Below are 18,293 nucleotides of genomic sequence, written 5' to 3'. Positions count from 1 at the left end.
CGATCACAATGCTTTGAACGTTGCTTCGCGGTTGTGTTTTACAGGTCACACATCTGGGTATGGCTGCGCGTTTCGCCGCCACGACGGCGCAGCCGCGCGGCCGCGGAAGCAAGAAATGCCCGCTTCTCCCAACGTTTTCGATTGAAGAAGATCTATTCGGACTGGCTTGCCGGAATGTAGGATCCCCGAGGAACCAACGTGCTCCGCCGCTGTTCGGCGTGCGCTGCCAGACGATCGTATTCTTCCGCCACTTTAAGCAGGCGGCCCTGGTCCTTGACCGCATTCGCGGCTAACGCCCTTGTCTGTTCCGCGCGCTTGCGCCAGTGATCTGCGTTGGTCAGGAAATCCGTCATTGATACGCCCCTACGGTGGTCGCTCCCCAGCCCACCGTCGACGTCAGAAAGGACGGCGATACGTCAAAAATTTGGCCTAATCCGATCTGCCGTGTGACTCAAGCGACGCAGGCGCCATCCGGCGAGCCTTTTCGCCGTTGCCTTTCCGACGCAAATTTGCCCCGGACTCAATGAAAGCTGGGCGTCGAAAACGGCGACTGCGCCACCTTGTGATCAGGAAATTGTCATGAGTACCGAACACCTACCGCTTCGCAAACAGGTCCGCGACAATGCATTCCGGGATATCGGCCGTCGCGATAACGTCGTGCCGCTGCGTGAGCGTAGCGCCGTGGCTCAGGCACAGGAAGCGCCGCTCCGGGGCGACGCGCTGCTCGCAGCTTTATCGCCCCTGCTCGACGAAGCCGACGGACTTCGAGGCGATCAAGCGCGGCAGCAAGATACCGGCAACGTGCTGCAACTGCTCGAGGAGAACGCCCGGCTGCGAAACCTGGCGGTCAGGCTGTCGAATCTCCTCGGCGACCTTCCCGAGCGGGGTACCTGAGATCGGGACTGCCGCCTATCACGCGTAGGTCGCGGTCACGCTCCCGAACGGGCCAAAATCCGCGACAAAGGTGTCGCCCGGCTTGGGCCGCAGCATGCCGGTCAGCGTTCCCGTGCTGACAATCTGCCCCGCCTTGATGCCGACGCCGGTACGCGAGAGTTCGTTGGCGAGCCAGGTCAGCGGCACCATCGGATGATCGAGCGCTTCGCCGGCCGTGCCCTTCCGCCGCAGCGCGCCATTGCAGCTCAACACCACTTCCTGGCCGGCGATATCGCGCGTCTTCCAATCGGAGATCGCGTCACCGCAGGCGATGATGCCGCTTCCGGCGCCATCGGCGAGGATCGCGGGCAGCGGCGGAAACGCCGCGTCGTGGACGAAGCGGCATTCGGCGAGTTCGATGCCTGGATGCAGCGACGCCACTGCCTCGGTGACTTCCTCTACGGTGTACGGCTTTTCACGCGGCGGCAGGTCGGCGCCGAGTATTGCCTGGTATTCGACTTCGGGAATCGGGCTGCAGACCTTGGCGTGTTCGACCGTAGCCGGCGACGGCACAACCGGCATCAACACCCGGCCATAGATTGGTGAGTCCGTGCGAAGCTGACGCTGCAGCCCCTCCTTCATCGCGGCGATCTTCCAGCCCACGACGTCCCAGCCGAGTTCTTCCGCGACCATGCCGGCGACGCGATAGGCCGTTGCGTTGTCCGGCGGCACGAGACGTTGATCCAGGCCGCTCTGCTGGCGGCCTTCACGGCGCAACGCGGCGAGCAGGCTTGCGAGTTCGCGTTGACGAGCAATGTCCACGATCTACCCCTGCACCAGCGCCGAAGCCTGGCTCATCGTGACAGGCGCATCGCCGAGCAATAGATCGATCGCTTCATTCTCCCAGCGCTGCGCCTGCAGATTGGCGGAGGAATGCTCGGCCAGGCGATGCTCGAGCACGAAGCGCGAAAGCAATAGACGCCGCGCATCGCCGCCGGCCTGGCCGAGCCGCGTGCCTTCGGATGCCAACAGGGCAGCCGTCGTCGCGTGATAAAGTTTCCCGGCGGCGATCCGGCAGAACCGCTCGCTCTCCGGATCGGCCGCCACCTCTTCCGCAAAGCGCATGGCATCGGTCAGCGCGCCGGAAAGGCGCGTGCGGAATTGACCCGGCATTCCACTTACGTCTTCCAGGCGGCGGCTGAGATCGTCGCGCAGCGCTTCCTGACCGCGCGCCTTGCCGACCGCGCGCTGCACCGCGTCCAGCGCGTTGATGTTGCTGGTGCCTTCCCAGAGCAGGCCGAGATGGGCATCGCGAATGAGCCGCGCGTTCGGCCAGTCCTCGATGTAGCCGTTGCCGCCGCGGGCCTCCATCGCGCCGGTCGCGACCGTGACGTTGTCGCGGCACGCCCGGTATTTTGCGATCGGCGTCAGCAACCGCAGCACCTTGTCCGATGATGTCGCCGAATAGAGCAGCGCCGACAGCGCCTGCTCGGTCGGCACCATCAGCTTGAGCAATTGCCGTCGCATCAGGGGATGATCGATCACGGCACGCCCGAAGGCGTTGCGATGCCGCGCGGCGACCATCGCCTCGTTCAGGCAGCGCCGCATCATGCCGGCGGCGCGCGCCAGATGCGACACCCGGCTCGAATTCACCATCACCAGCATGTGCTTGAGGCCCTGATCCAGTTCGCCGAGCTGGTAGGCGACCGCGCCCTCGAACACGATCTCGCCGCTCGCCATGGTGCGGCTGCCGAGCTTGTCCTTCAGGCGCATGATCCGGTACGAATTCCGCCGCCCATCGGGCAGCATCTTTGGCATCAGAAACAGGCCGAGGCCGCGCCCACCGGCCGCCGCACCCTCGGGCCGCGCCAGCAGCACCGCCAATTCGGCGTCGACATTGGAGCAGAACCACTTTTCGCCCCACAGCTTCCAGTCCTTGCCGTCGCGCACGGCGAGAAGTTCGCCGGCGCCGACATCGGAGCCTCCGGCCTTCTCCGTCATGAACTGCGCGCACTTGAACAGGGAAGCCGGATCCTGGCTCCACATCCGATCGAGATAGCGCTGGCGCAGCTCATCGTTTCCGAAGCGGCGCACCAGCTCAGAAGAGCTGTCGGTGAGATTGACCGGGCACAGCAGGCCGAACTCGGCCTGCGCAAACAGATAGTGAAAGACGTACTTTGCGAGCGGCGGCATCGGCGACGGCCAGCCCATGACGCCGGCGCGGTTGCACATCGCGTGCATGCCGAACTTTCCGAACGCAATGCTTTCCATCTCGCGATAGGCCGGGTGATATTCGATCCACTCCTCGTCCCGGCCATAACCGTCGCGGGGATGCAGCACCGGCTGATGCCGCTCGGCCTGGTCGGACAAATCATGCAGCCGGCCTGAGGCGAGTTCGCCGAGTTCCGCAAGATGCGGCGAAAGATGCGCCAGCAGGGGCGCCTCCATGTAATGCGGCAACAGGCCCCGCAGGCTCCGGTCGAGCGAATAATAATTCAGCCCGCGGCAGGTCGGCGCCAACGCGCCGGAGCGCCGGGCCACCGCCTCGCGGCTGGTCAGATCGACATGAATGGTCATGGACACCTCCCTCGGCTTCGCCTGCCCGGGCTGAAGCAGCGCCCGGAGTGAAAACCGGCGTATGGCCTGCGGCATATCCGTGCAAACGACTTCTTGGGTCGGCGCCTTGAGCCAGAGTCAACGCTCCCGTTTGCCGGCTGGGCCTTTTCCACTAAGCTTGCGCGATGGCGTCACGACGACTTCCTCCCTTGCATGCGGTGCGGGCGTTCGAGGCCGCCGCGCGGCATCTGTCGATCACGCGGGCGGCCGAGGAGCTGAACGTGACGGTCGGTGCCGTGAGCCGGCACGTCCGCGCGCTGGAAGCGCGCATGGGGACAGCGCTGTTCCTGCGCGGCTCGCGCGGGCTGGCCCTGACCTCCGCAGGTAAAACCTTCGCAGATTCCGCCCGCGAGGCGCTGGACCGGATCGCCGATGCCGCCGACGGGCTTCGGTTGCGGCGTTTCCGGCGGTTGTCGGTCGGCGTCTACGGCTTCTTCGTCTCGCGCTTCCTGCTGCCGATCTGGCCGACACTCCATGCGGCCTATCCCGATCTGGAAGTCGACCTGCACACCAGCTCCAATCCGCTCGACCTTCTCGCCAGCCGTTACGATGCGGTGATCGCCGTTTCCGATGGGCAACCGCGTCCCGGGCTCGTCACCCACTCGTTGATGCCGATCGCGACCGTGCCGGTCTGCGCGCCGGAGTTTTTGCAGAAGGGCGCGGTGGATTTCGCCGCCGTTCCCCTCCTGCATGCGCGGCCGCGTCCGGACGATTGGCGCCGCTGGCTGGATCACGCGCAATTCACCGACGTGCCCGTACAGGGCGGCAGCAGTTTCGAAAGCCTCGGCCTGTCCATTGAAGCTGCGGCCGCCGGCATGGGCGTCGCTATTGCGATCGACGGCCTTCTCGCGCCCGATCTCGCCCGCGGCAACCTCGTCAGGGCCCATCCAACCATTCGCCCGACGCGCCGACAGTTCGTGCTCGAATACGAGCAGCGCATGGCCGACGATCCCGCAGTCACCGCTTTCGTCGCCTGGCTGAACGATACACGCGGCCAGCCCGCGCCGAAGAAGGGCGCGGCGAAGAAGCCCGCGGCGAAGACGGCGGCCGTGAAGGCGGGCGCGGAATATGCGCGTTGAGTTTTACTCAAGGCGCGTTCAGATATGTGGAGCTCAACTTGGCGTGGACGTCAAAGTTCGAGCATTCCCCCGTTAGGTGGCGTACGATGGCGAACGAACAGCTAAAACTGGTCTTTAAATACGATACGTTTGACCCGCAATGGACAATGCGACGAGTGGCGGAAATTCTCGTTTGTCACGGAATCGGCGCGCCAGAGTTCGAATCGGACGGGCTGAAACTGAGCACACCTCGACTGCTATCGAAGCTAACAGGCGTGACTGACTTTGACGTCACCGGGCATGGATTCAATTTTATTTTTGCTTCCTTGCCGAGGTTTCAGCTCGATCTTCTGATTATCACGACGACCGATGGGGCCATGGTCCGCTGGGATGATTGGGTCTCTGGCCTCATTGAAGGTGATCACTTCGTGATGGCCTGGGTCGTCGATATTGAATACGACCATTGGCAGAATGCTGTCGATCCTCAGCAATACGAAGTGGCCGGCAAATCGTTTGCGCATCTTCCCTTGCGGTCGAACGGAATGCCATATCCGTTGGGCCGCATGGAGATCGATACATCGCGCAATCCTGGAAGGTGGCGCTTTGGCGCCGGATACATCGAGGCAGTAGCGGCAACAATGTGGTTGGGTTCGTCATTTTGGGAGCTTACGAGAGCCGACAAAAGGAAACTCGACAATCTCAAATGGTTGCAATGTTTCGAGGAAACGCAAAGCGTCACTAGGATTAAAGCAGCGGATCGTTGCTTCACGACGGGCGAAGGTGAGTTAGGCGAGCGCCAGCTGGCGCTTCGATCACTTCTGTTTCCATACCAAATACCGGATCGGCCCGGAAAGAGGCGTCTTCCCACCTGAAACGGTCGTCCGGGATTATTGCGGTTTTGGCGGATAAGCCGCCGCTTCAAACGCAGCACCAGGCGGCGGGGAGACAAGTCTTGCCACTCTCTCATGCCCGGCGTGTTCCAATGCGGCTTCCATCTGCCGAACCCGACGTAACAGCAACTCGCGAGCCATGCCGGGCGGCGCCTGACTTGCCGCCTCTCTAAAGCACTGGGCCTCTTCCGCCAGCCGCTCTTCGAAAGTCTTCTCGCGCTTGTTACGCCGTGTCTGCATCCTGGTGCTCCTCGTTGACGAGGACGATTAAAATCAACGCTGGATCATCCGTCTGTTCGGAAACGGACTCTCATCGGCCGGACTGCTTCATTCGGCAAGTTCCGGTTCCGGATCGTGCATGAAACTGGAACAGAACAGCCTCGCCGAACTACCCCGTACAACTCAGCCCCCGTAGTTCCCTCGTCTTGCCAGAACGTGATTCGTCTGGCGTGTTGGTTAAAATTGTTGAGGAGGGAACCGTGCTCAAAACTGTTCTGGTGATGGCGGCCATCACCATCATCGCGGGCATCGCGACGATCGCAATTTCCGAGCTCCTCACCCGTCGGCACCCGCAAGCCGGTCCGCCGCCGCGGCGCCGGGCGTTCTAACACCGCCGCAGCCGGCGACCTCGTCACTTCGCGCCGGCCTTTTCCAGGATCGCAACCATGTCGCGATAACCGCGGCTTCGCGCCAGCACGAGCGGTGTCGATCCGCTTCCGTCGGGAATATTGACGTCGGCGCCGGCCTCGACCAGCGCGCGCAAGGTCTCGGTGTGGTTCCTGCCGCCATCGCCAAGCACGATCGATTCGATCAGCGCAGTCCATTGCAGATTGTTGACGTGATCGAGCGGCGCTTTGGCGGCAATCAAAGCCCGCACGATCTCGGCGTGACCGAGATGCGCGGCCGCAATCAGCGCCGTGCCGTCATAACGGCTGGTAACGGCCTTCGGGTTGCCGCCGCCTTCGAGCGCGATCCTGAGCATCGGCACGTCGTTGGCGACCGCGGCGATGGTGACGATGTCATAGCGGTCGACCTCCAGCCTGTTCGGATCGGCGCCGAGCCGGATCAGGGCGCGCGCCGCATCGTGCTTTTTCTGATAGACCGCGACATGCAGCGGCGTGCGATGGCGCGCGTCGAGCGCCTCCTTGTTCTCGAAAGCTGCGATGCGCCTTTCGATATCGGCGACGTCGCCCCGCGCGGCGGCCGCATGCAGGCCGCCATAGGCGCGCAACTCCGCCTCGGTCGGCGCGACCTGCGCCGATGCAGGCAGGACGGTCAGGAGCGCGACAACGAGCGCGGCGAGGAAACGCATGAAAAATGACTCCGGCCACTGGCCATCGGAAAACACTTGCGCATATTGCCGAAAATAGCGCGCGTCCCGCGGAAGGGACGCGAACGTTATTTTACGGAATTATGAAAGCCGAGGGATACCTACGTATTTCCGCTTTTTCCCTTGGTGTCACGCCCCTGTGGCATAGCCATTGCATCCTTGTCAGTGACTGGGATTTCAGGGCCCAGTCTGAGACAAGATGCCGCCGGGACAATCATTTCGAGCCCGGCGGCGTTTCTTTTTGAGACGCCTCGGCAACTACCGCTGCCGGCTTCGCGCCTTATCTGAAGGTTGTTCGTTACCCTTCTCGCCACGGGCGATGCCCTGTTGAGCTGCGGTCTGCGACTCCGGCTTGGGCATTCCTGCCTGTCCGCCGTGCTTGCCGCCCATGTCTTGTCGGCGTTCCAGTCGTTGTCTTTCGGCATTCGAACCTTCCTGGTTCAGCTGCCCCGTAGGACTCACGTTATGAACCACGAACGTTGTCAGGTGCGGCCCGTTCCCTTGAACAATCCCCTGAAGGAGCTGGCGCGCAACAAGCCTTCTGAGGTGATGTCCTTGTACTCCACGTCCGCGTAGAACGTCGGCTCGACCCATGTGGCCTTCGGCTCTCTTATGGGTTTCGTGAGCTTCGACTTGGGGCTGATAACGGTATCGAGCTGCTTGCGGATTTGGCTGGAGACGGTTCGGGACCACCCCGTGCCAACCTTTCCCATGTAGCGCAGCTCCTTGCCTTCCTGCTTGCCCAGATAGAGGGCTGCTATACCCGAGGGATCTTTGACAAAGCCGACGACGGGAAATTTCTCCCTCTGGATGGTCTTGACCTTTATCCAGGCTTCACCGCGCTCCGATCTGTAGGGAGCATCGGCACGCTTGGAGATGATGCCTTCCCAATTCAGTTTCGCAGCGTGTTCGAACATCTTCTGTCCGTCACCAGTGAGGTGTTCGGAATAAAGCACCGGAAGCTCGACATCGTTCTCCCCAAGGAGATCCCGCAGCCGTTGCTTGCGCTCGATTTGCGGGAGTTTGCGGAGATCGCCATTCCGCCAGAGCAGATCGAAGGCGTAGTAGACGAGCCGGCCCTGCCTGCCCGCGGCTAGCTCTGCCTGGAGTTCGGAAAAGTTGGCGCGCCCTTCATGGACGACCACCACCTCGCCGTCGATGATGGCTTCGCCCGGTATGGCGAGCGCGCCGGCAATCTCGGTAAAGCGCTTGGTCCAATCCAGCCCGTTCCGGGTGAAGACCTTCTTCCTTCCGCGGTTGAGATGGACCTGGACGCGATAACCGTCGTACTTGATCTCGTGAAGCCACCGGTCGCCCTTGGGCGCCTTGGACTTCAACGTTGCAAGCTGGGGCTTAATGAACCCCGGCATCTGGATATTCTTGGGCAACAACGCAACTCACAAAAAAGCCTGCGGGAAAAGCAGGCATCTTCGCGCAGTTCTCAGGAATCTCGAACAATCAGGGGACGTGATCCTCGCTGCCACCACCAATGCTGCAGGGCTTATTGAGGAAGGATGCGGTTGCTTGAGCGCCTTGAGCGCCAGACCTGTTTCCGGTTTCGGGCGTCCGGGAACGTTCGTGAAGTTAACACAGAGTGGCGCTGATCTATTTGCCTGGCACCAAGAGCCTAAGCTTCGGGGCGTCGAAGCTTAGACTCCTGGAGGCCAGCCCTTCACCCACAAAGGGCCACGCCGAAATCACAGCAAGGACAGTCGTCTCTGGCTACAACAAAAGTTAACCGCAGAGGACTGCAATAAGACAGATCCGGCCACGCGCCTCGGGCGCCAATGCGTGCAGATACGCCAGCAAGCCGTCACAAATTGAGTATGACGGCAGCGAGTAACATCACCACGAGCAGGCCACTTGCGATAACAACAGCGGTAAACATTTCATCAGTCACCGCGTCTCTTTAGACGGCGCGCGAATTTTTGAGCACTGCCAATTCCGCTGGTCTGCCATTTTTTCCCGACAATGTAGTTGCACGTACTCAATTTGAGCATTGCACTCCATTCCCTCATTTGAATGCACTTATCTACACGACAGAGCCCGGAAGACCGCTAGGAACTTGAACGCCCCCTGGCGCGTTGGGCGGACAAAATCGGGGACGACCGATGAAGTTGTTGACCGAATACCTGGAGCACGCGCTCACCTTCGAGCGATTGGCCGCCGAAGAAACCAATCCGGAGCTCCGAAAGTGTTTCGAGATGCAGGCGGTCGCTTATCGGAAGCTCGTCTCCGAACGCGCGGCCAAGTATGGCCTGCCGCCACCAAGCCCGCCTCCTGTCCGTCCTCACCCGCAATCCTCTACGCAACCCCACGCTCGATTTGCTCTGCCAAAACAACCAGCCTGATTTTCCTCGATAACGAAGCCTGGTGGCATGGCCGGGTGTCAGCAAGATCTGCTGGGACGGCGTCGCCCAGCTTCAAAGATGTGCATGACAATGAATGGCGCAAAGGAATTTATGTGTAGAAATGGATCTACACAACTGAAGATAGGCAGCCGCGCGAATAATCTAATTTGCTGAACAGATTCAATCTGATTTGGGTCGTCCAGTCGTCAGCGCAAAAATATACTGCTTTCCCTCGCACCCAAATCAGCGGCACTTTCCGCCCGTCTCGTCCCGGCAAGAGGGGCGTATCGCGATCGTCACGAACGCGGGACGGGATGCGGTGGACGCAAGCAGCGTCGGTGCGCAGGATGGTTGCAGGGCGAGGTCAAACTCGTGAGCGGCTGACGGCGCGCAAGATGACGGCGCTCGATGCGTACGGCAAAACCGTGTGGTCCTGACACCCGTGGCTGGTGCCAAGCTGCCGGTGGCGTATCAGATCCAACCGGATCGATTTAGCCATCAAGCCGGCAGTGACGGAGGCCAGAGGAATTCGGCTCCGGGGAGACCACGGCATAAGCCGTCAACCCATTGCGCAGGGAATGCCGGACTGCTCCGGCTGTACCTGTATGCTCGTGTGCGCATTTCTATCCACACATGCACACGAGACCGCGGGTGCGGCGAGCACCCGGCATTCCCTGCACCCTCCATATCAGAGGGTAACCTGACAACGCCCGGACGCCACGCGCCGCGGGAACGCAGACCTGTATCCGGCTTTTGGAAGGGAATGGGCGGTTGACTCGGGAACCGCCAGCAATCAGAAAAAGTCCTGAAAAATGAACGGCTAGGATAATGGTCGGAGTGGCAGGATTCGAACCTGCGACCCCTGCGTCCCGAACCCAGTTATCGGACCGCATAGCGCTGAAAAGTCGAGAGTTTTGGCTTCATACGATATTGGTTATTTTCGTTCGTTGCTGACGTAGCCGGGGTTATCCCGGGGTTGGCGCTCCATGTAGAATAGCTTTTCGACCAGAGATTTTCGGTTGGTTGCGGGGACATTCAACCACCTCAAATCGCTATTTCAGGCGGTCGCTTAGCGTTGCCCAAAGGCAAAGGTCACCCTTCGAATCGTTTCGGGTGCGCCATAAAATGAATTACTTAGTCAAACGCCCCTGTAGGGTTAAAGCAAAACCCACCACAAACTCACCAAAAATGATCCAGCTATGGCGCAGAAATCTGCGCCAGTGGGACGACGCTACGGCAGCGTTTGGCTCGGAGGGGACGAAAGCGGGCAACGCACGCCCAGTGCTCGCGCACGCCACCGAAGCATGATGTCGCGGCTTCCCATGTGATCGGCTAAGCGCCCTTCCCCGAAATCAAACCGATTGATTCTCTACCTATTCCTTAGTCGCGGGATGCTGTTTGCGTACGAACGGCCGCTTTGCGCCAGAAGCGGTCGTTCCACACGCGCATGCAATCTCCGACAGGGTGCCTACGCTAAACTTTCTCACGCCGGTTCGTCGTGGCAGGCTTCCCAACCGCTCCCGGCGCAAAGCCGTGCAGGAATAATTCGACCGCCATATCAGCAAATTCCTGCGGATCGACCGCGCCCTTAGGATCGTACCAAGTGTAGGTGAAGTTGATGATGCCGAACAGGATCATCGTGTAGATCTTCTTGGTGCGCTTGACGATTCGACCTTCGGCGTCGAGCCTGAGCAGAAGGTCGGCGACGATATCGACCAGCTGGCGCTCGAGATCCTTGATGGCCTGCTGCTCATCCTCGTTCAGGAACGAGAGATCGTGAATCAGCACGCGCTGCTCATGCGGCGATTTGGCGTTGACCTCCACGATGGCGCGAATGACGTTTTGAAACTGCGTCAGCGTCGGACCGCCCGCCGCGACCGCCGTTTCGACATGCTGGATCATTTCCCTGATGTGGGCGTCGAGGATCGCGAACAGGATCGCTTCCTTGGAGTCGAAATAATGGTAGAGCGCGCCGCGCGACAGCTTGCAGGCGTCCGCAAGGTCGGCGATCGAAGCGCGCATATAGCCCTGCGCCGAAAACAACCGGGCGGCATTGGTCAAGATGCCGAGATGGATGCCGTCGTAATTTTCAGAGCGTGTTCGCGCCATCGGGTAGTGTCCGCTTCCATTTCAGCCTTAGCTCGTCTTCCCAAGGACATGCTTAGCTGATTCAGCAGCCCTTTTTCACATCTCGATGCGTCGGCTGCCCCCGCCGGCCCCGCACGGGCCTGCGGCCGATCGACCACATCGTCCTTATCGCAAAAAATTGTTTGAACGGCCAGTCGGATTATAATAGAATGATCTAAATAAGGACAGCCCGGACCAACCGTGCAGCGCGCTTTGGGAGGTGAAATGACGGTGATTAGGGCGGATGCTGTCGTGATCGGAGCCGGTGCCGGCGGGCTTTGCGCCGCGGCTCGCCTGTCCCATGCCGGGCTCCATACCCTCGTCGTCGACGACAAGGACCGGCTCGGCGGGCGTGCCTCGACCGAAGAGATCGACGGCTTTACCGTCAATATCGGCGCCATCGCCATCGAACTCGGCGGTGTCTTCGAGGAGACCTTCAATACCGTCGGCGCGCCGCTCGATATCCGCACCCCCGAGCCCGCCAGTTCCTTCTTCATCGACGGCAAGCTGATCGATGTCGGGCGCGGCGGCTGGTCACTGCTGCTCGGCCAACTGACCAAGCAGGCCTCCCGCATCCTGGAGAAATTCGCCGACGCCCGCTCCGGCAACCTTCCCGACGGCCGGCAATCGACCGAGGACTGGCTCAAGACCTACACCAGCAATGCCTCGGTGCATGCCATCTTCCGCAACCTCTGCGCGGCGATCTTCGCCTGCAACGCCAATGAGCTGCCAGCGCGCGCCTTCCTGACCTATTTCACCAGCAAGGGCGCCTTCAAGCGTTTTGGCTTCTGCCCGCAAGGCACGATCGGCGTCTGGAATGCACTCGGGGCCGTCATCAAACGGAATGGCGATATCTGGCTGTCGACGCCGGCGGCACAAATTCACACCACCGGGGGCCGCGTCGATGGAGTGACCGTTGTACGCGATGGCCAATGGGTGCGGATCGAGACCGATCTCGTCATCAGCAATGCCGGTCCGAAGACCACCGTGGCCCTTGGCGGCGAAGGCGCCTTCCCGCCCGCCTATGTCGAGCAGGTACGCAGCGGGCTCAAGCCCGCCGCCAACATCGTCATCAATATCGCCAGCCGCGAACCGCTGATCTCCCATCCCGGCATCGTGACCTTTGGCAAAACCCGCCGGCTGTGCAATATGGCGAACCTCACGGCAACCTGCCCCGAACTGGCACCGCCCGGCTGGCATCTCTATGTCGCCTACGCCGTTCCGATCCCGGCGCTCGGCGATTTCGACTCCGAGGTCGAGGTCGAACTCGCACTGACCGATCTGCGCGAGCAGTTCCCGAATTTTGCCCAAGCCAAAATCCTGTCGATCCGCGTCATGCGCGACGACTGGGCGGCCCAGCGCAGCTGCGCCGGATATGACCTGCCGCGAGAGACCGGCATTGACGGACTGTGGTGCGTCGGCGACGCCGTCAAGCAATACGGCAATGGCGGCACGCAAGCTTGTGCCGAAACCGCAAAGATCGTCACCGACGCGATCCTGGCGCAGCGGCCACGCGTGGCACAATCGAGCCGGGTATGAGTGCGATACCGACAACAATCCCGACGCAGGCGAATCTTAGCGGCGCGCAGGCCGCGCCCGATCCGTCATGCCTGCTCGAATTCCGCAACATCCGCGTCGTCTATGACAACGCCATCGAGGCGATCCGCGACGTCAGCATTGCCGTGCCCGAAGGCGGCATCGTCGCCCTGCTCGGCTCCAACGGCGCCGGCAAGTCGACATTGCTCAAGGCGATGTCCGGCATTCTCTACACCGAGGAAGGCGTGATCGAGAATGGCTCGATCCGCTTCCGCAATGAGGAAATCCACCGCCTCGCCCCTGATGAGCTGGTTCGGCGCGGCATCGTGCAGGTGCCGGAAGGCCGCCGCGTGTTTCCGGCGCTGACCATCGACGAAAATCTGCAGATGGGCGGTTACACCAAGACCGCAGCGGAAGCGCGCGAGCACCGCGAAAAGGTGTTTACGCTGTTTCCGCGCCTGTTCGAACGGCGCGACCAGATCGCCGGCTACATGTCCGGCGGCGAGCAGCAGATGCTCGCGATCGGGCGCGCCTTGATGACCGATCCCGTGCTGCTGGCGCTCGATGAGCCCTCGCTGGGCCTCGCGCCCCTCATCATCGACCGCATCTATGAGGTAATCGCCAAGCTGCGCGACGAGATGAAGATGACGGTGCTGCTGGTCGAGCAGAACGCGCAGCGCGCGCTGGATATCGCCGACTACGCCTATATCCTGGAAACCGGACGCGTCGTGCTCGACGGCACGGCGCAGAAGCTGGCGTCGAACGAGGACGTGCAGGAGTTCTATCTCGGCGTTTCCAATTCGGGGCGAAAGAGCCTGCGCGATGTCAAGCATTACAAGCGGCGCAAACGGTGGCTATCGTGATCGCCTTGCTCAGTGTCAAAAACCTCACCAAGCGTTTTGGCGGCCTGCAGGCGGTCGCCGATGTCAGCCTTGATGTCACCGCAGGCGAAATTTGCAGCGTGATCGGCCCGAACGGCGCCGGCAAGACCACGCTGTTCAACATGATCTCCGGCGTGCTGCGGCCAAGCGGCGGCCGCATCCTGTTCGACGGCACCGATCTCGCGACCGTCTCCCCCTCGCGCTTTGCCGCTATCGGGATCGGACGGACCTTTCAGAATCTCGCGCTGTTCAAGCACGGCACCGTGGTCGAGAACATCCTGACCGGCCGGCACACTCATCTGCGTTCCAATGTGCTCGATGCCGTGATCTTCTTCGGCCGCACCCGCCGGGAGGAAATCGAGGCCCGCCAGCGCGTCGAGCACATCGTTGAATTCCTCGAGATCGAGCACATCCGTGACGCCATCGTCGGCACGCTGTCCTACGGCCAGCAGAAGCGCGTCGAACTGGCGCGGGCGCTCGCCTGCGAGCCGAAGCTGCTGCTGCTCGATGAAATGGTCTCGGGCATGAACCAGGAGGAGACCGAGGACATCGCCCGCTTCGTGCTCGATATCCGCGACCAGCTCGGCATCACCGTGTTGATGATCGAGCACGAGATGCGGATCGTGATGGACATCTCGGACCGCGTTCACGTCCTGAATTTCGGTCGCAAGATCGCCGAAGGCACGCCCGCCGAAGTGCGCTGCGATCCGGCCGTCACGGAAGCCTATCTCGGCGGCCATCGCGCGGAAGTGCCTGCGAAGGTGGGTGCATGATGTCCACCCTCGACACGATGCGAACAGCGCATCCGACCGTGCAGGCGGATTCGGCCAAGAGCACGTCCGCCCCCGACACCGCGTCGTTGCGGTCCACGCTGCAGAATGCCGCGATCACCATTCCGCAACTGCTGCAAAAGCGGGCTGAACTGCACGGCGACAAGCTTGCACTGCGCGAGAAGGATTTTGGCATCTGGAACCGCTATTCCTGGAACCATTATTATGAGACCGCGCGTTCCGTCGCGCTCGGCCTGCTGTCGCTCGGGTTAAAACCCGGCGACCGCGTCGCCATCGCGGGCGAGGATACGCCGGAATGGTTTTATGCCGATCTCGGCACCCAGATGATCGGCGCTATCGCGGTCGGCATCTATCCGACCAATCCGTGGGTCGAGCTGCAGTATATCGTCCGGCATTCAGGCGCGCGCGTGATCATATCAGGCGACCAGGAGCAGACCGACAAGGTCCTGGACGCCATCGCCAATAATGACGGCCTGCCGGCACTGGAGGCCATCGTCTGCGTCGACATGAAGGGCCTGCGGCATTACGGCCAGTCGCAATTGATGTCGTTCGAAAAGCTCTGCGAACTCGGCAAGCGTTACGCACACGAAAACCCCGACGCCAATGGCAGGCTCGACCGGCTGATTGCGCGGGCCTCGCCCGACGATGTCTGCATCCTCGTCTACACCTCAGGCACCACAGGTCCGCCCAAGGGCGCCATGCTGACGCATCGCAACCTGATCTATGCATCGTATATCTATGCCGAGGCGGTCGGGATATCGGACAAGCCGTTCGAATCGGTGTGCTACCTGCCGCTCTGCCATGTAGCTGAACGCTGCTATTCCGAGGTGATGCAGCTCGTGCTGGGCGGCACCGTCAGCTTTGCGGAATCGATCGATACCGTCGCACTCAACATCCGCGAGATCGCGCCGACCTTTTTCGTCGGCGTTCCCCGCATCTACGAGAAGCTGCAGCAGAATTTCCTGTTCAGACTCGGCGAGAGCGGCCGGCTGCGGCAGGCATTCGCGAAGGCCTGTTTCGCACTCGGCCGCAAATTGTCGGACCGGCGGCAGAACGGCAGCGACACCCGGCTCGACCAGATCGCTTACGCACTGCTCTACATTTTCCTGTTCCGCAACATCCAGCGCCATCTCGGGCTCGCGCGCAGCCGCCACCGTCTCTGCGCCGGCGCCTCGATTTCACCGGAGACGCTGCGCTTCTTCGACATCATCGGCCGCCCGGTGTCGCAAGGCTATGGCCTGACCGAAAGCGGCGGCGTCGCCTTCATCCAGACTGACCGCCATCACCGGCTCGGCGGCTGCGGCCTGCCCCTGCTCCACACCGAATGGAAGCTCGACGCCGACGGCGAAATCCTGCTGAAGAACCCCGGTGTTTTCAAGGGCTATTTCCTCGACGACAAGGCATCGACGGCCACGCTCGAACCGGGTGGCTGGCTGCGCACCGGCGACATCGTCGAGATCATGGACAATGGCGAGATCAGCGTGGTCGACCGCAAGAAGGCGATCATCATCACCGCCGGCGGCAAGAACATCGCGCCCTCCGAGATCGAGAACGCGCTCAAGGACTCCGAGTTCATCAAGGAAGCGATCGTGGTCGGCGAGGCCAAAAAATATCTCGGCGCCATCATCCAGGTCGATTTCGACAATGTCGGCCGCTGGGCCCGCGACAAGGCGCTGCCCTACACCAATTACAAGTCGCTGTCGCAACTCCCCGAAGTGCATGACCTCGTCGAGCGGATCGTCAATGAGACCAACAAGCGTTTCGCTCGCGTCGAGAACATCCGCCGCTTTGCGATTCTCGAGAAAGAACTCGACCACGACGACGGCGAACTGACCGCCACGCAAAAAGTCCGCCGCGCCATGATCGAGAAGAAGTTCGCGCGTGAACTCGCCATCATTTACCAGGCGGAGATCTGATGCAGTATTTCATGCAGCTGCTGATTTCAGGCCTCGCCATCGGCGCCATCTATGGCCTGATCGCGATGGGCTTTGCTGTGATCTACAAGTCCACGGGCCTGGTCAATTTCGCGCAGGGCGAAATGACCATGATCACGGCCTATATCGCCTGGACCATCTCGACCACGGTCAGCGGCGATGTGTTCGTGGTGGCGCTCGGCGCCATCCTTGCCGCCGTGGTGCTCGGCCTGATCATCGAGCGCGTCGTGATGCGGCCGATGCTGGGCGAGCCGGTGTTCGCCACCGTGATGGTCACCATTGGCCTTGCGGTCATTCTGCGCTCGTCGATCAATTTCATCTGGGACGCCTATCCGCACGGCCTCGACGTGGGCTTCGGCCGCAGCATCGTGCGGATCGGCCCGATCGGCGTACGCACCGGCCAGATTGCCGTCATCGTCACGCTCCTTGTGCTGCTTGCCGCGATCTGGGCGTTCTTCCGCTACAGCAAGATCGGCGTCGCCATGCGCGCCGTCGCCGCCGACGACCGTACCGCGCTGCTGATGGGCATCAGCGCCACCAAGGTCCATGCGCTGGCCTGGGCCGCATCGTCCGTGATTGCCGGAATTGGCGGCGTGTTCTTTGCGCTGTCCTATGACCTGTCGCCGGCGATGTTCCAGCTCGGGCTGAAGGCGTTTCCGGCCACCATCCTCGGCGGGCTCGACGCCGTGCTCGGATCCGGCCTCGGCGGCCTCCTGATCGGCATCACCGAAAACCTCGCGGGCGGCTACATCGGCTCCGGCATGAAGGAGGTCGCAGGCTTTGCCATGATCATCGTGGTGCTGATGGTCCGCCCGTTCGGCATCTTCGGCGAACGCGACATCGAGAGGGTCTAGGGCGATGCGCACCGGTGATTTCAAACAGACCTACGGCGAACTCGTCACCCTCGTCGATTCCCCGCCGGTATGGCTGTGGTCGGCGCTGCTGGTCGCAGGCCTGATCGCCGCGCCCTTTGTGCTGAACTCCTACGTGCTGTCGTTCCTGATGATCATCCTGATCACTGTCGTCGGCGCGTTGGGGCTGAACATCCTGGCCGGCTACACCGGCCTGATCTCGCTCGGCCATGTCGGCTTCCTCGTCACCGGCGCCTATGCCTACGCGATCCTGGTTTCCAAATACCAGATGCACCCGCTGGTCGGCTTCCTCGGCGCCGGCGTGGTGCCGGCACTCGCGAGCCTCATCGTCGGCGCGCCGTCACTGCGGTTGAAGGGGCTTTATCTCGCCATCACCACGCTCGCCTTCTCCTTCATCATCAACACCGTGATCCTGGAAGCGCGGTGGCTGACCAACGGCGCTCGAGGTATTTCGGTGCAGCGACCGGAGATCTTCGGCATCAGCTTCGACAGCGACGCCGCCTTTACCTGGCTCTGCCTCGGCTTTGCAGTCCTCACTTTGTTTGCCACGCTCAACATCCGCCGCAGCCGCGTCGGCCGCGCCTTTGTCGCGATCCGCGATAACGACACCGCCGCCCGGGTCATGGGCATCAATCTGCACGCCTACAAGCTGTTCGCCTTCGTCACCTCCGCCTTCATCACCGGCCTGTCCGGCGCGCTGTACGGAATTTACCTGTCCTTCGTCAGCGTCGAAGGCTTTCCGTTCCTGCTCTCGATCGAGGCGCTGGCGATCCTGATCGTCGGCGGTCTCGGCTCGGCGCTAGGCGCCGTGCTCGGCACCATCCTAATCGTGCTGCTGCCGGAAGCGACGCGGCTGGTCTTCAGTCTGTTCAGCGCGCAGATGGACGCCATGTTCACGACCGGCGCGCAGGAGCTCAAGAGCATGCTCTACGGCCTCGTCATTATCCTGTTCCTGCGCTTCCAGCCGCGCGGTCTGGTCGGCGCCTGGCACGACATCAGGCGAATGTGGGTGAACTGGCCGCTTCGCTACTAAC

At 61.8% G+C, this 18,293-nt stretch carries 17 protein-coding genes; 11 read left to right on the top strand and 6 right to left on the bottom strand.

What is annotated here, in order from left to right:
- Nucleotides 1–152: 152 nt before the first annotated feature.
- Complete coding sequence (locus tag AC0QUY_RS32145) at nt 153–353, bottom strand: hypothetical protein (protein WP_161852567.1); 201 nt, start codon at nt 351–353, stop codon at nt 153–155.
- A gap of 226 nt (nt 354–579) precedes the next feature.
- Between AC0QUY_RS32145 and AC0QUY_RS32140 the strand changes: the two genes are divergently transcribed.
- The gene (locus tag AC0QUY_RS32140; RefSeq protein ID WP_475390157.1) at nt 580–894 is read left to right on the top strand and encodes a hypothetical protein; all 315 of its coding nucleotides are present in this window, start codon (nt 580–582) and stop codon (nt 892–894) included.
- Nucleotides 895–912: 18 nt separating this feature from the next.
- Here the strand turns inward: AC0QUY_RS32140 and AC0QUY_RS32135 are convergent, their stop codons facing one another.
- Nucleotides 913–1,695: a 2-keto-4-pentenoate hydratase gene (locus AC0QUY_RS32135; RefSeq protein ID WP_475390156.1), complete on the bottom strand. Its 783-nt coding sequence runs from the start codon at nt 1,693–1,695 to the stop codon at nt 913–915.
- A 3-nt stretch (nt 1,696–1,698) separates the two neighbouring features.
- Nucleotides 1,699–3,450 carry an acyl-CoA dehydrogenase family protein gene (locus AC0QUY_RS32130; RefSeq protein ID WP_475390155.1) on the bottom strand — a complete coding sequence of 584 codons (1,752 nt, stop codon included), beginning with the start codon at nt 3,448–3,450 and terminating at the stop codon, nt 1,699–1,701.
- Between the two features lie 197 nt (nt 3,451–3,647).
- Here AC0QUY_RS32130 and AC0QUY_RS32125 point away from each other — a divergent pair, with 197 nt between their 5' ends.
- The 3 genes from AC0QUY_RS32125 to AC0QUY_RS32115 all read left to right on the top strand — a co-directional run bounded on the left by AC0QUY_RS32125 (nt 3,648) and on the right by AC0QUY_RS32115 (nt 6,045).
- Nucleotides 3,648–4,568 (top strand): LysR substrate-binding domain-containing protein, encoded by a 921-nt coding sequence (locus AC0QUY_RS32125; RefSeq protein WP_475390184.1) that lies wholly within the window; start codon nt 3,648–3,650, stop codon nt 4,566–4,568.
- Nucleotides 4,569–4,654: 86 nt separating this feature from the next.
- The gene (locus tag AC0QUY_RS32120) at nt 4,655–5,419 is read left to right on the top strand and encodes a hypothetical protein (RefSeq protein ID WP_475390154.1); all 765 of its coding nucleotides are present in this window, start codon (nt 4,655–4,657) and stop codon (nt 5,417–5,419) included.
- Between the two features lie 497 nt (nt 5,420–5,916).
- Nucleotides 5,917–6,045 (top strand): hypothetical protein, encoded by a 129-nt coding sequence (locus AC0QUY_RS32115; protein WP_256380325.1) that lies wholly within the window; start codon nt 5,917–5,919, stop codon nt 6,043–6,045.
- 23 nt (nt 6,046–6,068) lie between these two features.
- Here AC0QUY_RS32115 and AC0QUY_RS32110 read toward each other — a convergent pair whose 3' ends face one another.
- Entirely contained in the window at nt 6,069–6,749 is a 681-nt protein-coding gene (locus tag AC0QUY_RS32110; RefSeq protein ID WP_161852561.1) for an ankyrin repeat domain-containing protein, read from the bottom strand.
- Between the two features lie 500 nt (nt 6,750–7,249).
- Nucleotides 7,250–8,137 (bottom strand): non-homologous end-joining DNA ligase, encoded by an 888-nt coding sequence (gene ligD, locus AC0QUY_RS32105; protein WP_475390153.1) that lies wholly within the window; start codon nt 8,135–8,137, stop codon nt 7,250–7,252.
- A 741-nt stretch (nt 8,138–8,878) separates the two neighbouring features.
- Between ligD and AC0QUY_RS32100 the strand changes: the two genes are divergently transcribed.
- Nucleotides 8,879–9,118: a hypothetical protein gene (locus tag AC0QUY_RS32100; RefSeq protein ID WP_202639275.1), complete on the top strand. Its 240-nt coding sequence runs from the start codon at nt 8,879–8,881 to the stop codon at nt 9,116–9,118.
- Nucleotides 9,119–10,591: 1,473 nt separating this feature from the next.
- Here AC0QUY_RS32100 and AC0QUY_RS32095 read toward each other — a convergent pair.
- Entirely contained in the window at nt 10,592–11,227 is a 636-nt protein-coding gene (locus AC0QUY_RS32095) for a TetR/AcrR family transcriptional regulator (protein ID WP_161852559.1), read from the bottom strand.
- A gap of 243 nt (nt 11,228–11,470) precedes the next feature.
- Between AC0QUY_RS32095 and AC0QUY_RS32090 the strand changes: the two genes are divergently transcribed.
- From AC0QUY_RS32090 to AC0QUY_RS32065, 6 genes are read left to right on the top strand one after another with little or no spacing between them, the layout of a single operon-like run.
- On the top strand, nt 11,471–12,784 hold the full coding sequence (locus AC0QUY_RS32090; protein ID WP_161852558.1) for a phytoene desaturase family protein: 1,314 nt from the start codon (nt 11,471–11,473) through the stop codon (nt 12,782–12,784).
- Entirely contained in the window at nt 12,781–13,644 is an 864-nt protein-coding gene (locus tag AC0QUY_RS32085) for an ABC transporter ATP-binding protein (RefSeq protein ID WP_246738611.1), read from the top strand. Before AC0QUY_RS32090 ends, AC0QUY_RS32085 begins: the two co-directional genes overlap by 4 nt.
- A complete protein-coding gene (locus AC0QUY_RS32080) occupies nt 13,632–14,435 on the top strand; it encodes an ABC transporter ATP-binding protein (protein ID WP_371419436.1) in 804 nt (267 codons plus the stop codon). Before AC0QUY_RS32085 ends, AC0QUY_RS32080 begins: the two co-directional genes overlap by 13 nt.
- On the top strand, nt 14,435–16,369 hold the full coding sequence (locus AC0QUY_RS32075) for an AMP-dependent synthetase/ligase (protein WP_161852557.1): 1,935 nt from the start codon (nt 14,435–14,437) through the stop codon (nt 16,367–16,369). The genes AC0QUY_RS32080 and AC0QUY_RS32075 overlap by 1 nt, the downstream gene beginning before the upstream one ends.
- Complete coding sequence (locus AC0QUY_RS32070) at nt 16,369–17,241, top strand: branched-chain amino acid ABC transporter permease (protein ID WP_161852556.1); 873 nt, start codon at nt 16,369–16,371, stop codon at nt 17,239–17,241. The genes AC0QUY_RS32075 and AC0QUY_RS32070 overlap by 1 nt, the downstream gene beginning before the upstream one ends.
- A 4-nt stretch (nt 17,242–17,245) precedes the next feature.
- Entirely contained in the window at nt 17,246–18,292 is a 1,047-nt protein-coding gene (locus tag AC0QUY_RS32065; protein ID WP_161852555.1) for a branched-chain amino acid ABC transporter permease, read from the top strand.
- The last annotated feature ends 1 nt before the right edge of the window (nt 18,293 follow it).

The organism is Bradyrhizobium sp. WYCCWR15520 (assembly GCF_056174665.1).
Note: the sequence above shows the minus strand (reverse complement) of the source record. Positions and strands in the feature narration are given on the sequence as shown.

Bases quoted from the DNA above. Each gene is read 5' to 3' on its own strand.
- AC0QUY_RS32145 (WP_161852567.1), bottom strand. From the start codon at position 353: ATGACGGATTTCCTGACCAACGCAGATCACTGGCGCAAGCGCGCGGAA.
- AC0QUY_RS32140 (WP_475390157.1), top strand. From the start codon at position 580: ATGAGTACCGAACACCTACCGCTTCGCAAACAGGTCCGCGACAATGCA.
- AC0QUY_RS32130 (WP_475390155.1), bottom strand. From the start codon at position 3,450: ATGACCATTCATGTCGATCTGACCAGCCGCGAGGCGGTGGCCCGGCGC.
- AC0QUY_RS32120 (WP_475390154.1), top strand. From the start codon at position 4,655: ATGGCGAACGAACAGCTAAAACTGGTCTTTAAATACGATACGTTTGAC.
- AC0QUY_RS32110 (WP_161852561.1), bottom strand. From the start codon at position 6,749: ATGCGTTTCCTCGCCGCGCTCGTTGTCGCGCTCCTGACCGTCCTGCCT.
- ligD (WP_475390153.1), bottom strand. From the start codon at position 8,137: ATGCCGGGGTTCATTAAGCCCCAGCTTGCAACGTTGAAGTCCAAGGCG.
- AC0QUY_RS32100 (WP_202639275.1), top strand. From the start codon at position 8,879: ATGAAGTTGTTGACCGAATACCTGGAGCACGCGCTCACCTTCGAGCGA.
- AC0QUY_RS32095 (WP_161852559.1), bottom strand. From the start codon at position 11,227: ATGGCGCGAACACGCTCTGAAAATTACGACGGCATCCATCTCGGCATC.
- AC0QUY_RS32090 (WP_161852558.1), top strand. From the start codon at position 11,471: ATGACGGTGATTAGGGCGGATGCTGTCGTGATCGGAGCCGGTGCCGGC.
- AC0QUY_RS32085 (WP_246738611.1), top strand. From the start codon at position 12,781: ATGAGTGCGATACCGACAACAATCCCGACGCAGGCGAATCTTAGCGGC.
- AC0QUY_RS32075 (WP_161852557.1), top strand. From the start codon at position 14,435: ATGTCCACCCTCGACACGATGCGAACAGCGCATCCGACCGTGCAGGCG.
- AC0QUY_RS32070 (WP_161852556.1), top strand. From the start codon at position 16,369: ATGCAGTATTTCATGCAGCTGCTGATTTCAGGCCTCGCCATCGGCGCC.
- AC0QUY_RS32065 (WP_161852555.1), top strand. From the start codon at position 17,246: ATGCGCACCGGTGATTTCAAACAGACCTACGGCGAACTCGTCACCCTC.